This window comes from Pseudoduganella violaceinigra DSM 15887, from assembly GCF_000425385.1.
GTDB lineage: Bacteria > Pseudomonadota > Gammaproteobacteria > Burkholderiales > Burkholderiaceae_D > Rugamonas > Rugamonas violaceinigra.
In genome coordinates, this window is sequence record NZ_KE384361.1 from 51,518 (window position 1) to 64,807 (window position 13,290).

The following is a 13,290-nucleotide window of genomic DNA, read 5'->3' on the forward strand; positions in this document are numbered from 1 at the left end:
CGTGCGCTGGCCCCGGCCAGGCTTGATTAGCATGGCAGCGACGCCAGACAAGGAGGCCATCATGCCACGAGGAGCCAGCCCGAAGCGCGAGCGCGAATACCAGGAGCTCAAGCAGGAATTCCAGCAGGAGCACCGCTACCCGGGGCGCGAGGAGGAAGTCGCGGCCCGCATTGTCAACAAGCAGCGCCGCGAGCAGGGCGAGAGCCCGGCGCAAAAACCGCAAAAACCGCCTAAGGCGCAGAAGGCGCGCGGACCACGTAAAGTGCATTAGGCAAGTCAGTTTAGGCAAGACTTTCTGGCAACTTTGCAAGGAAGAGTCGGTTATACTCGGTGCATCGGATAACCGGAGCAGCCATGCCTGAGCAAGTCTTGCCTGCGCGTTCCCCGCTGCGCCAGCGCTTCGGCCTGGGCGTCCTGCTGGCCGCCACCTTGGCGGTCGGAATGCTGGGCTTGACGGCCGTGCTGGTGCCCTTGCTGGGCTGGCGCATGGGCGAGGGCTTGCAGGCCGGCGCCGGCCAGGCGCTGGCGCAGCGCGCCGGCGACATGGCCGAGCAGCTGGACGCCGCCATGTTCGAACGTTTTCGTGAAATCCAGCTGCTGGCGCGCCGTCCGGAACTGGCGGGCGGCGCGGCCCAGCGCCGCCGCCTGCTGGAGGAGCTGCAGCGCAGCTACCCCCTGTATGCGTGGATCGGCCTGACCGACCACCACGGCAAGGTGCTCAGCGCCACCGGCGGCCTGGGCGAGGGCGCGGACATGGCGCGCCAGCCGTGGCAGGCCGAGACGGCGCAGGGCGTGTATGTGCACGACTCCCATGCCGACCCGGAGCTGGCGCGCCTATTGCCGGCCCATGGCGGCCGCGCGCTGCGCGTAGTGGACCTGGCTTTTCCTTATTTCGACAGCGCCGGCCGGCCGGCCGGGGTGCTGGCTGCCCGCCTGAACTGGAACTGGGTGCGCCCCCTGCTGGCCGACAACGCGCTGTTGCTGTCGCGCGCCGGCAAGGTGCTGGCCGGCCCGGACGAGTTGCTGGAGCGCAGCGTGGCGAATACCGTCCTGGCGCCGGCGCGCCAGCAGGCGCCAGGCCAGGGTGTGGAAGACGGCGCCGACGGGCGGCGCTATCTGGTCGGCTATGCGCGCACCCGCGGCTATGACGGGTATCCGGGCCTGGGCTGGACCGTCGTGCTGCGCCAGGACGCCGCCGCGTTGCTGGCGCCGGTGCGCCGGCTGCAGGCGGCGGTGGCGCTGGGCGGGCTGGTCCTGGCCGTACTGTTCGCGGGGCTGGGCTGGCTGGCGGCGCGCCGCCTGGCGCGGCCGGTGCTGGGGGCGGCGCAGGCGTTGCGGGCGGTGGAGCAAGGCGCGGCGCGCGACATGCCGCCGCTGCCGGGCGCTTTCGGCGAACTGGAAAGCCTGCGCCTGGCCTGCAACGCCGTGCTGGGACAGTTGTACGGCCAATTGCGCCAGCTGGGGCGCGACAAGGCGGCGCTGGAAGAGCGCTTGCTCGAGGGCGGCGCCGATCTGGCGCAGACCCAGTCCGCGCTGCGCGCCAGCGAAGTGCGGCGGCAAGCCATGCTCGACGCGGCCCAGCAAGCCTACCTGGGCGTGACAGCCGAGGGCCGCATCATCGATTGGAATGGCCGGGCCGCCGAAGTCTTCGGCTGGCAGCGCAGCGACGCCCTGGGCAAGCCATTCGACCAACTGCTGCAGGCCGGACCGGACTTGCTGGCCAGCCTGGCCGACGGCAGTGTCGGCCAGCCGGTGGCGCTGACCGGCTGGCGCCGCGACGGCGCCCGCTTCGACGCGGAACTCACCCTGGCGCAGCACGGCGCCGACGGCGCGCCCGGCTATGCCGTGTTTGTCACCGATGTCACGCAGAGCCGGCGCAGCGAGGAAGACGCGGCGGCGCAGTTGTCGGCCCTGGCCAGCGCCCAGCTGGAACTGGCCGACAAGGAGCGCTTCCTGCGCATGGTGGCCGACCACAACCCGGCGGCCATCGGCTATGTCGACCAGGACCAGGTGTTCCGCTTCGCCAACCGCGGCTACCAGAGCCTGCTCGGCATCGATCCGGCCGGCATGATCGGGCGCACGATGCGCGAGGTGCTGGGCGAGGCGCTGTACGACCAGAGTGAAGGGCAAGTGGTGGCCGCCTTGCGCGGCGAGCACGTGCACTTCGAGACCGATGCCGAGCGGGCCGGCTGGCAGCGCCATTTCATGACCGACTACATCCCCGACACGGATGTGCAGGGCGCCGTGTGCGGCTTCCATATCGTGGTGCTCGACATCACGGCGCGCAAGAAAGCCGAGCTGCAGCAGCAGGAAGCGAGCCGCGCCAAGAGCGCCTTCCTGGCCAATATGAGCCACGAGATCCGCACCCCGATGAATGCCGTGCTGGGCATCAGTCAACTGCTCGAGCGCACCCCGCTGGGGCCGGAGCAGCAGGATTATGTGCGTCTGATCCGGGCCTCCGGCAGCGCGCTGCTGGCCCTGGTCAACGACATCCTCGACCTGTCCAAGATCGAAGCGGGCAAACTGGCCGTGGTGGCCGCGCCGTTCCAGACGGAAGAGCTGGCCGAGGCGGTGGCGGCGGCCATGCAGTCGGCCAGCGTGGGCAAGCGCCTGGACCTCTTGCTGACGCTCGATGCGGGCTTGCCGCACAGCCTGGTGGGCGACCTGCAGCGCCTGCGCCAGGTGGCCCTGAACCTGGTCGGCAATGCCATCAAATTCACCGCCGAAGGCGAGGTGCGGGTGCACATCGGCACCAGCGCGCCGGGCAGCGCCATGGAAATCCTGCAGCTGACGGTGCGCGACAGCGGCATTGGCATGAGCGGCGAGCAATTGGGGCGCCTGTTCAACCCGTTCGAGCAGGCCGACAGTTCCACGGCGCGCCGCTTCGGCGGTACCGGCCTGGGGCTGTCGATCTCGCAGCAGCTGGTGCAGCTGATGGGCGGCACCATCACCGTCAGCAGCGAGGCCGGCAGCGGCAGTGAATTCGTGGTGTCGGTGCCGCTGCAGCTGGCGCGCCGCCAGCGCGCCGAGGAAGGCGCAGGCGCGCCGCTGGCGGGCTTGCGCGTGCTGCTGGTGGACGACCATGTGCCGACCCTGCACTATCTGCAGGCGCAGTTGCAGCGCTGGGGCTGCGAAGTCGAGGCCCACGCGGCCGCCCCGGCCGCCGTGGCCGGTCATTGGGACGTGGCCCTGGTCGATTCGGTCTTGCTCGATACGCAAGGGGCGGCGCCGTATGCGGGCCTGATCCTGGTGGCCCTGAACCGCAGCCTGGACCGCCCGCCGGGCGCCGGCGAAGCGGCGGCGCTGGCCAAGCCGGTGTTGCCCTCGGCGCTGCGGCCCCTGCTGCAGGGACTGCGCCAGCAGCGCGCCGTGCAGTCGGCGCCCGAGGCGGCCCTGGCCGGGCCCGGGGCGGCGCTGCGCGGGGCCCGCATCCTGCTGGTGGAAGACAACCCGACCAACCAGGTGGTGGCGCGCGGCGTGCTGGAGCCGAGCGGCGCCATGATCACGGTGGCCGAGAATGGACGGCAGGCGGTGGAATTGCTGCGTGCGGACGGCGACGCCTTTGACCTGATATTGATGGACGTGCAGATGCCAGTCATGGACGGTTTCGAAGCGACGCGCACCCTGCGCCAGCAACTGGGCGTGCGCCTGCCGATCCTGGCCATGAGTGCGGGTGTGCTGGAAACGGAGCAGGCGCGCTGCCAGGAATGCGGCATGGACGGCTTCATCGCCAAGCCGATCGACTACACGCAAATGCTGGCCACCATCGGCGCCCACCTGGCGGGGGCGCCGGCGCCCGAACCGCTCCGCGTGCCGGCGCCGGCGCCGGCAGGCACGCCCGAAGCGGACCAGCAGCCCGGCGTCTTCGCCATCCGCAAGCTGATGTCGGTCATCGGCGATACGCCGCAGCGCCAGAACATCGTGGCCCTGGTGGGGCGCGTGGTGCGCCAGTCGCAAGCCGAATTCGATGCCGCCCGGGCGCTGTGGCAGGACGGCAACGCGGCCGGCGCGGCGGCGGCCCTGCATGCGCTGCGCGGCGGCGTCGGCAGCCTGGGGGCGAGCCGCTTCGCCGAAGCCACCCTGGCGGCGGAACATGCCTTGCGCGGCGGCGATGCGGCGGCGGCCGCCCTGCAGTTCGCCCAGGCCCAGCAAGCCCTGTCGGCCACGCTGGCGGCCGCGGCGCACTGGCTGCAGCAGGAGCAGCCAGTGCCGGACGCCGCGGTGCAGCAGGACTTGCAGGCGGCCATGCATACCCTGGCCGGCATGCTGCAGCGGCAGGACCTGGACGCGCTGGTGCAGTTCCGCCAGCTGCGTCCGCAACTGGCGAGCCGGCATGGCGATGCCGCCGCCGCCCAAATGGAAACCGCGATCGAGGCGCTGGACTTCGGTAGCGCGCTGGACGTCCTGAGCGAGGAAGCATGGAAAGCACCATCCTGATCATCGATGACAATCCGGACACCATCCGGCTGCTCAGCGCCATGCTGCGCGAGCAGGCGCGCGTGCTGTTCGCCACCAACGGCATGGCCGGCCTGGAGATTGCGCGCGCCCAGCGCCCGCAACTGATCCTGCTGGACCTGCAGATGAAGAGCATGGACGGCTTTGCCGTGTGCGAACGCATCATGGCCGACCCCGACCTGCGCCACTGCCCGGTCATTTTCGTCACCGCCGCCACCGGCATCGACAATGAAATCGCCTGCCTGGACGCGGGCGCGGTCGACTTCATCACCAAGCCGCTCAGCGGCCCGGTGGTGCAGGCGCGCGTGCGCACCCATTTGCGCCTGCAGGCGGCGCTGGCTAGCCTCGATACGCTGGCGCACAAGGATGGCCTGACCGGCCTGCACAACCGGCGCTTCTTCGACGAACAGTTCGCGGTCGAGGTGGCGCGCCACCGGCGCCAGGGCGCGGCGCTGGGCGTGGCCCTGGTCGACGTCGACCATTTCAAGCTGTACAACGACCACTACGGCCACCAGCTGGGCGATGAATGCCTGCGCTCGGTGGCGCAGGCGCTGGCGGCGTGCACCCGGCGGCCGGGCGAGCTGGTGGCGCGCTATGGCGGCGAAGAATTCGTGGTGCTGCTGCCCAATAGCTGCGGCGACGACGTGCTGCGCTACGGCGACTGGGTGTGCGAGCACGTCGCGGCGCTCAAGCTGGCGCACGCGGCCTCACCGGTGGCGCCCCAGGTGACCATCAGCATCGGCCTGTGCTCGCTGGCGCCCGGTACCGACGATCTGCCGGCGCTGCTGCTGGAAATTGCCGACAAGGCACTGTACGAAGCCAAGCGCGCCGGGCGCAACCGGGCCATGCTGGGCGCGCCGGCCAGCGCTACGCGCCTGGCAAGCTGATACGGTTGCGGCCCATGTGCTTGGCGCGGTACAGGGCCGCGTCGGCCGTGGCCACCAGTTGCGCCGGCATGTGCTCGTGCGAGGCGATGGCGGTGGCGGCGCCGATGCTAACCGTGACAAAGTGCTGGGCGGCGCCGCTATTGGGCAGGCGCAGCGCTTCGACCCGGCAGCGGATGCGCTCGGCCACGATGGCAGCCCCGTTCAGCGACTGGTTGGGCAGGATGACGGCGAATTCCTCGCCGCCGTAGCGCGCCACCAGGTCGTTGGCGCGCATTTCGCTGGCCACGGCGCCGGCAATGCGCTTCAGGCAATCGTCGCCGCCCACATGGCCATAGGCGTCGTTGTACTGCTTGAAGTTGTCGACGTCCACCATGAGCAGGGACAGGGGCTGGGCCTGGCGCAGGGCGCGCTGCCATTCGGCCAGCAGGGTATGGTCGAAGCAGCGCCGGTTGGCCAGGCCCGTCAGGCCGTCGCGCGTGGCCAGCTGTTCCAGGGCGATCTGGGCCTGCTTTTCCTCGGTCAGATCGCGCAGCGTCTCCACCACCGCCACCAGCTTGCCGTCGCTGTCGTGGATCGGGCTGGCGTCCGCGGCCAAATAGCGCCGGCCGCTGGTGCGCGGCATCTCGCACCAGTTTTCCGCGCACAGGTTGTCGCGCGTGCCGGCCGGGCCGCGCGCCTGGCCGTCGTACAGGTCGAGGATTTCGCCGGTGCGTCCGGTTAGCACCAGGTCGGCCAGGGTAGGGCGCTGTTGGGCATAGAAGGCGCACCAGTGGCCGCTGGTGCCCAGCAGCTCGACGGCCGGGACCCCGGTCAGGCGCTCGCAGGCCCGGTTCCAGATGATGACGCGGCCCTGGGCGTCGAGCACGAAGGTGGGAATGACCAGCAGCTCCATCAGCTTGAGCGCAAAGCCTTGCGGCTGGCCGGGGGACGGTGCGTCCTCCATCAGGTGGGGGACTTTCAGGAGACTATTCATTTGGCGGCGGCCCTTATTGTTCACTGCGTCTGGAATTCGATTGTGCCGCCGCTGCCAGCGGTAAATGTTGACGAAGCGCAAAGGCGTTTCGTTTCGTGAAACGCGCTATAATGTAGGGTTGCCGACCAGTGGATTCACCGTGACTTATAGCATCAAGGAAATTTTCTACACCCTGCAGGGCGAAGGCGCCCACGCGGGGCGTCCTGCCGTGTTTTGCCGTTTTTCCGGCTGCAACCTGTGGACCGGCCGCGAGCAGGACCGCGCCAGCGCCGTGTGCCAGTTCTGCGATACGGATTTCGTCGGCACGGACGGTGAGCGGGGCGGCAAATTCGCCACGGCGGCGGCCCTGGCCAGCGCAATCGATAGCCTGTGGCCGGCCGGCCATGGCCATAAATACGTGGTGTTTACTGGCGGCGAACCGCTGTTGCAGCTCGATACCTCGCTGATCGACGCCATGCACGCGGCCGGCTTTACCATCGCCATCGAAACCAATGGCACCATCGAGGTGCCGGCCGGGGTCGACTGGATCTGCGTCAGTCCCAAGATGGGTGCGCCGCTGGTGGTAAGCAAAGGCAATGAAATCAAGGTCGTGATCCCGCAGAAGGACCAGGACCTGGCCGCCTACGAAGGGCTGGATTTCGAGAATTTCTTCGTGCAGCCGATGGATGGCCCGCTGGCGGCCTTCAATACCACGCTGGCGATCGAAACCTGCAAGCGCAATCCGAAATGGAAGCTGAGCCTGCAAACCCATAAATTGTTGAACATACCTTAAGTATTGCTGAACCGATGTTAACCATTACCCGCAAGCTCGAATTCGATGCCGGTCATCGCATTCCGGACCACAAGAGCCAGTGCCGCAACCTGCACGGCCACCGCTACACGCTGGAAATCACCCTGACCGGCCAAGTGATCGACACCGAAGGCAATTCCGACAACGGCATGATCATGGACTTCTCGGACGTGAAAGCGATCGCGAAGGAGCACCTGGTCGACGTCTGGGACCACGCCTTCCTGGTGTACGAAAAGGATGCCGCCGTGAAGGACTTCCTGGCCTCCTTGCCGAACCACAAAACCGTGGTGATCGACCGTATCCCGACGGTGGAAAACCTGGCCGCCGTGGCCTGGACCATCCTGCGGGCCGCCTTCAAGGACCGCTACGGCACCGGCCTGCACCTGCACAAGCTGGTGCTGCACGAAACCCCGAACTGCTGGGCCGAAATTGTCGAATGAGCTGTACATGCGCGAGGCGCTGCTGGAAGCGCGCCGCGCCTGGGCTGAAGGCGAGGTGCCGGTGGGCGCCGTCGTCGTCAAGGATGGGGTGGTGATCGGGCGCGGCTACAACCAGCCGATCGGCCGCCACGACCCGACGGCCCACGCTGAAATCGTCGCCATGCGCGCCGCCGCCGAGGCCCTGGGCAATTACCGCCTGCCCGGCTGCGAGCTGTATGTGACGCTGGAGCCTTGTGTGATGTGTTCCGGCGCCATGATGCATGCGCGCCTGGCGCGCATCGTGTACGGCGCCACCGATCCCAAGACCGGCGCCTGTGGCTCGGTCGTCAATGTTTTCGAGAGCGAGCAGCTGAACCATCACGCCGAAGTGGAGGGCGGCCTGCTGGCCGACGACTGCGGCCAGGTGCTGAAAGATTTCTTCGCCGAACGGCGCGCTTTGCGCAAAAACAACGCGGCCTGATTGCGCGCCATGCGCTTGGCGGGCGGTGCTATGCTGGAGCATGGCGAGCATCAATGTAAACGGTATTACCATTACCTACGAGTCCAGCGGCGACCCGGCCGGACCGGCCGTGCTGCTGAATATGGGCCTCGCCCTGCAGCTGATTTCCTGGCCCTATGAATTGGTGGAAGGGCTGGTGCAGCGCGGCTACCGCGTGATCCGCTACGACAACCGCGATGCCGGCCTGTCGTCCAATTTCAATCACCTCGGCGCACCCAATCTCTGGCTGGCCTACCTGCGACACCTGTTCGGCTGGCGCCAGCGCGCCCCGTATACCTTGAACGATATGGCGGGCGACGCGGTCGGCCTGCTTGACGCGCTAGGGGTGGCGGCGGCCCATATTGTGGGCGTTTCGATGGGCGGCATGGTGTCGCAAATCATGGCGGCGCGCTATCCGGCGCGCACCCTGAGCCTGACCTCCATCATGTCCAGCAGCGGCCGTCCCGGGTTGCCCGGGCCGACGCCGGCCGCCCGCCGCATCCTGCTGCGCCGCACGGCCAGCGCCCATCATCGGGCGCGCGTGGTGGAGCAGATGGTCGACACTTTCCGGACTATCGGCAGTCCGGCCTATCCGATGCCGGAAGCGCTGTTGCGCCAGATGGCCGGCGAGGCCGTGGCGCGCAATGTCAACGGCGACGGCGTGGCGCGGCAGCTGGTGGCGATCGTTGCTTCCGGCGACCGTAGCGCCTTGCTGGGTAAGATCCGCTGCCCCGCACTGGTGATTCACGGCGACGCCGACCCGCTGGTGCCTTGCGCCTGCGGTATCGATACGGCGCGCCAGATCCCGGGCGCGCGGCTGGAGCTGATCGAGGGCATGGGGCACGATTTGCCGCCGGCGCTGGTTGGCAGGTTGCTAACCTTGCTCGATCAACACCTGCGGAGTAAGATGGCCGGGTGAAAAATATCGGAATCGCCATTGCCGGAACCAGCGGCTACCCCATCGATGACGCCGCGCTGGCACGCGGCATTGCCCGTCTTGAAGCCCAGGGCTGCATCGTCCATAACTTCTACGACGGCGCGCGCAAGTTCCAGCGGTTCGCGGACACCGATGACGGCCGGCTGGCGCAGCTCAATGCTGCCGCTGACGATCCCGAATGCCAAGTGGTGGTCATGCTGCGCGGGCAGTATGGCATCAGCCGCATCCTGCCGCGCATCGATTTCCAGCGGATGGCCGAGAGCGGCAAACTGTTCACCGGTTTCAGCGATATCACGGCCTTCCATATGGGGCTGTACCAGGCCACGGGCCGGATCAGTTTCGCCGGACCAATGAGTGCCGATTTCGTTCGCGACGAGCCGGTCGAATACACGCTGCAGCAGTTCTGGGACTGCCTGCGCGGGCCGACGCATTTCGTGCGCGGCACGGCGTCCGGCAATCCGCAGGTCGACGTGCAGGGGACGCTGTGGGGCGGCAACCTGGCCATGGTGAACCACCTGCTTGGCACCCCATTCTGGCCCCACATCGACGGGGGCATCCTGTTCCTCGAAGATATCGGCGAACATCCATACCGTGTCGAGCGCATGCTGCTGCAGCTGCATTTCGCCGGGGTGCTGGAGCGTCAGCGTGCCATCGTGCTGGGAGACTTTTCCGGCTACCGCCTTTCGCCTCACGATAATGGCTATGACTTCGACGCCATGCTGGCCTATATCCGCGGTCTGTTGCCGATACCGGTGCTGACCGGGCTGCCGTTCGGGCATGGCGAAGAGCGCTGCACATTGCCGTTCGGCGCGCAGGCACATCTCGTTTCCGATGCCGAAGGTTTTGACCTTACGATCAGCGGCTACCCGACTTTGCGATGAAGGTCGCGGAGAGCTACTACCGCGCGACCGCGCCGGGCGATAGCTATCCAGCCCTGGCAGGGCGCCAGGAGGCGCGTGTCTGCATCATCGGGGCGGGCTTTGCCGGGCTGGCGAGCGCGATGTCGCTGATGGAGCATGGCGAGCGCGATGTTGTGCTGCTGGAGGCCGAATGCGTTGGCCACGGCGCTTCGGGGCGCAACGGCGGTTTCGTCTTTGGCGGCTATTCGCTCGACGAGCAAGCCTTGCTGGCAACGGTGGGCGCCGAGCAGGGCAGGCGGCTTTACCAGCTCACGCTGGGCGCGGTTAAGCAGATCCGCCGGCGCATCGTCGAATACGGCATTGAATGCGAAGCGACGCACGGCGGTATCTATCTTGCCAACTGGTTCGACGATCCGCGCGTGCTCGATGAGCGCCAGCGCTTCATGCACGACTATCTGGGCGTCGAATGGCAACGCATATCGCCGGCCGACTTTGCCGAGCGAGCACGTAGCGAACGGTATTTCGGCGCCCTGTACGAGGAAAATGCCTTCCACTTTCATCCCCTGAAGTATGCGCAAGGTTTGGCCCGCGCCCTCGGTGCAGCTGGAGTCAAAGTGCACGAGGCTAGCCGCGCAAGCGCGATTGAGCCATTACAGCGGACGTCGAGCGGTGGGGCGCGGTCAGGCTGGCGCGTGGCGACCGCCGGTGGCGAGGTGGTTTGCGACGAGGTGGTGGTCTGCTGCGGCGGTTATATCGATCGCCTGTATCCTGCGCTAGCTGGCGCGATCCTGCCAATCGCCACCTACGTCATGGCAACCGAGCCGCTGGATGAGCGCCTGCCGCAGGCGCTGACAAGCCAAGCTGCCATTTACGACACCCGTTTTGCCTTCGACTACTATCGGCCGCTGCAGGATACCCGCCTACTGTGGGGCGGTCGGATTTCGATCCGTTCTCGCAGCCCCGAGGACGTGGCAAGGCTGCTGTATGAGGATATGCTGAAGGTCTACCCGCAACTGGCAGGCGTTAAAGTGGATTATGCCTGGAGCGGCCTAATGAGCTATGGCCGACACAAAATGCCGCAGCTGGGCAAGCTGCCGAACGGGGTTTGGTATGGCATGGGATTCGGTGGCCACGGCGTCGGTCCAACTTCGCTGGCCGGCGATGTGCTATCCGCGGCGCTGATGGGCGAACTCAGTAAAATCGATCAATTCGCGGCCTGGGGACTCCCGACCAACGGCGGCCCGGCGGGCTTATTGGCGGCGCAGCTTACCTATTGGTACTACGAACTACGTGATTGGATGCGGCAGTAGGGATGCCTTCGCGATTTGGGCAGAAACTCTTATTCGCTCTTATCACCTCTTGTTTGAACTTTTTTACTCTTAAATTGGTCAAATCGGCACGCCTTTTTTAAAGGAGGGATGTCATGACCACGATACTGTTTAGCTTGCCTGTTCCCCTTGAAACCTATCAAGGCGTGGGAAATTTTATGTACACACGGCTTGAAGTAGGAGATGTTCGAAATTGTTGATGAGGCGATCAAAGCCTGGATGACAAGCTTTGCCGCAGCGAGATCGCAAGCATCCGCCCGCACCTTGGATGGGTATCAATGGAAGGAAGTTTTTCTTCCCGCCGGCACCACCGGCCCACTACTCTAGGTACAGCCTGCAGTAGTACGCCAGTTCGATATGATTTTCGAGCTGATCAATCTGGGTTCAAAATGCGAAATGGACTTTTGTCGTTTTTGCCATCAGCAAGCAGCGCATGCTCTTGCATATCCAAATTGAATAAAGTGAAGTCGTTTGGAGAATTTGCCAGTTTCCAGACAAATTCGTCTCTCTCGATAGCGGTCGCAGTGTGTAAGAGGGTATGGTTATATCGGCTTGGCTTATGTCGGCTCGCCTTACGCACTTTGTCAATCCGTATATGCTGGCAACAAATGATGCGAGTGTAGGAATCGAAAATCGCAGGCATCAACGCGACGTTAACCCCCGACGAGTCCTCGACGCTCGGATAGGTTAGCCCATGCGACTCCGTTTGCTCAAGTGCTAGCTCGGCCAAAATTCTGGTCGTCAAATAGTCCTTACTCTCTGATTTCGACTGAGCAAGTAAGCTTGATAAAAAGGTGTCGATATAGATGAGACGCCTTGCACTATCGCGCCCGTTTCTGTAGATTAACTCGTGAATTGTATTCTTTGGATCTGCTCCGTGCATTCTCGTATAACCAGTTTGCTGAACGTGCTTTAGCTCACCTAAAACACACAAGCGTAGATATTTTTTTGGAAGTCGTGTGAAGCAGAACCATTGAACATAGTTACCTGGTTGGACACGCAGTTCTGCAAGAACTGTACGGGGGCTTCTGGCACAATAGACCATCGGTGAGCCTGGGTCGTTCATTCTGTTTGTTCTCGCCATTGATGGTGGAGCGTATATGACCCGAGATACCGGGCGGTACGGTTCGCTTTTCGCTATGACGCCCCTCCAATAACATTCACCTTGCCCCAACTCGAAGCTCAAAATACTTACTTCGTTGAGCAAAGATCGCAAGTGTAATTTAATCTCATCCCTGTCTATAGAACTTGTTATGACTTTGAAGTGCGCATTGCAGTCATCGAGGGTCATCGTAATGCCTTTCTCGATAGGTGTTCGCCGACATTACTCCGATAATAGTTCGCGGCACTATACGATTGGCAATTATCGGACCGACTGTTTGTCGTTTGCGTTACATCGAGATCTGCGATCGATTTTCGAGCGGACTGAATTGCCGACATGTGTTCTTTGATTTCAGCTACCATGCGATTCATGCGAACATAGCAATCGGAGTACAGATCCTTGATTTCGTCGGCCGAAAGATTTGTAAGTGGCGTCAGCTCATCGTGCAACTTTCGCGCAGACTCCGCATGTGCGTTATAGGCAGTAACAGCGCGACAAATAACCTCTGCCGAAATTGGCACGTTGTCGTTTTCCAGTCGATCGCAACAATGTTGTAGTTCGCCGGCGATGCGCCTGGCGTCGAGTTGGAATTGGTTATAGGCGAAAATCACGCTTCGAGGAAGGTCCGCGAGCTTTTCGGCTGTAAGGTGGAAATCTGCTAAGTAGGCTCTGATTAGCCCTGTCGCGTGTTTTATGTCTGCGATCACCGTTTTTTTGGCGTCTTGTGTTGCACTTCTCAAAAACTCCTCGAACTCAATGGCATTGCGGTGCATTGCCTTGAAGGTGGCGCCTGCCGGAATGTCGAGTGCAGGGAAGGCTGCGAGTGATTCGCGGAATATGGCTTCGGCCGCCATGAATTCCGTCATGCGTACTACATGAGCATACGCAAGTGACTGGTGGCGAACCAGGTCATTGTCGCGCTTCTCTTGCCTTCGCATAAAGGAATTAATTGTTGCTGTTACGACTACTCCAAGCAAGAAAGTCCCACCGCTGAGCACCCAAGTATCACTGTCAACCGCCATAGGAATGCTCCTCAATTA

13 protein-coding genes are annotated in these 13,290 nt (G+C 64.3%); 10 read left to right on the forward strand and 3 right to left on the reverse strand.

All coding sequences use genetic code 11. The features are described from left to right. Positions 1-61: 61 nt before the first annotated feature. The 3 genes from H597_RS32760 to H597_RS32770 all read left to right on the forward strand — a co-directional run bounded on the left by H597_RS32760 (position 62) and on the right by H597_RS32770 (position 5,342). Positions 62-271 carry a hypothetical protein gene (locus tag H597_RS32760; RefSeq protein WP_051294195.1) on the forward strand — a complete coding sequence of 70 codons (210 nt, stop codon included), beginning with the start codon at positions 62-64 and terminating at the stop codon, positions 269-271. Positions 272-354: 83 nt separating this feature from the next. After that, positions 355-4,437, forward strand: a complete 4,083-nt coding sequence (locus tag H597_RS33640) for an ATP-binding protein (protein WP_051294169.1) — start codon at positions 355-357, stop codon at positions 4,435-4,437. Further along, a complete protein-coding gene (locus tag H597_RS32770) occupies positions 4,419-5,342 on the forward strand; it encodes a diguanylate cyclase domain-containing protein (RefSeq protein WP_051294170.1) in 924 nt (307 codons plus the stop codon). Before H597_RS33640 ends, H597_RS32770 begins: the two co-directional genes overlap by 19 nt. Here H597_RS32770 and H597_RS0128050 read toward each other — a convergent pair. After that, positions 5,323-6,315, reverse strand: a complete 993-nt coding sequence (locus H597_RS0128050) for a sensor domain-containing diguanylate cyclase (protein ID WP_028105048.1) — start codon at positions 6,313-6,315, stop codon at positions 5,323-5,325. The two genes, H597_RS32770 and H597_RS0128050, sit on opposite strands and share 20 nt — an antisense overlap. 139 nt (positions 6,316-6,454) lie before the next feature. Here H597_RS0128050 and queE point away from each other — a divergent pair, with 139 nt between their 5' ends. The 7 genes from queE (at position 6,455) to H597_RS35255 (ending at position 11,475) form a co-directional block, all read left to right on the forward strand. Next, positions 6,455-7,087, forward strand: a complete 633-nt coding sequence (gene queE / locus H597_RS0128055; RefSeq protein WP_028105049.1) for a 7-carboxy-7-deazaguanine synthase — start codon at positions 6,455-6,457, stop codon at positions 7,085-7,087. 14 nt (positions 7,088-7,101) lie between these two features. Next, positions 7,102-7,545 (forward strand): 6-carboxytetrahydropterin synthase QueD, encoded by a 444-nt coding sequence (gene queD, locus H597_RS0128060; RefSeq protein WP_028105050.1) that lies wholly within the window; start codon positions 7,102-7,104, stop codon positions 7,543-7,545. A 7-nt stretch (positions 7,546-7,552) separates the two neighbouring features. Next, entirely contained in the window at positions 7,553-8,005 is a 453-nt protein-coding gene (tadA, locus tag H597_RS32775; protein ID WP_051294172.1) for a tRNA adenosine(34) deaminase TadA, read from the forward strand. Positions 8,006-8,045: 40 nt separating this feature from the next. Continuing rightward, positions 8,046-8,942, forward strand: coding sequence for an alpha/beta fold hydrolase (locus tag H597_RS0128070; RefSeq protein WP_028105051.1), 897 nt, complete (start codon positions 8,046-8,048; stop codon positions 8,940-8,942). Next, complete coding sequence (gene ldcA / locus H597_RS0128075) at positions 8,939-9,841, forward strand: muramoyltetrapeptide carboxypeptidase (protein ID WP_028105052.1); 903 nt, start codon at positions 8,939-8,941, stop codon at positions 9,839-9,841. The genes H597_RS0128070 and ldcA overlap by 4 nt, the downstream gene beginning before the upstream one ends. Beyond that, entirely contained in the window at positions 9,838-11,130 is a 1,293-nt protein-coding gene (locus H597_RS0128080; RefSeq protein WP_028105053.1) for an NAD(P)/FAD-dependent oxidoreductase, read from the forward strand. Before ldcA ends, H597_RS0128080 begins: the two co-directional genes overlap by 4 nt. A gap of 201 nt (positions 11,131-11,331) precedes the next feature. Next, complete coding sequence (locus H597_RS35255) at positions 11,332-11,475, forward strand: hypothetical protein (RefSeq protein ID WP_154668312.1); 144 nt, start codon at positions 11,332-11,334, stop codon at positions 11,473-11,475. Between the two features lie 46 nt (positions 11,476-11,521). On the opposite strand, the gene H597_RS34490 is transcribed toward H597_RS35255, so the two are convergent. Together H597_RS34490 and H597_RS0128095 are read right to left on the reverse strand one after the other, a co-directional pair. After that, positions 11,522-12,439, reverse strand: coding sequence for an RES family NAD+ phosphorylase (locus H597_RS34490; RefSeq protein ID WP_083941331.1), 918 nt, complete (start codon positions 12,437-12,439; stop codon positions 11,522-11,524). Beyond that, positions 12,436-13,272: a hypothetical protein gene (locus H597_RS0128095; protein WP_028105055.1), complete on the reverse strand. Its 837-nt coding sequence runs from the start codon at positions 13,270-13,272 to the stop codon at positions 12,436-12,438. Before H597_RS0128095 ends, H597_RS34490 begins: the two co-directional genes overlap by 4 nt. Positions 13,273-13,290 lie beyond the last annotated feature (18 nt).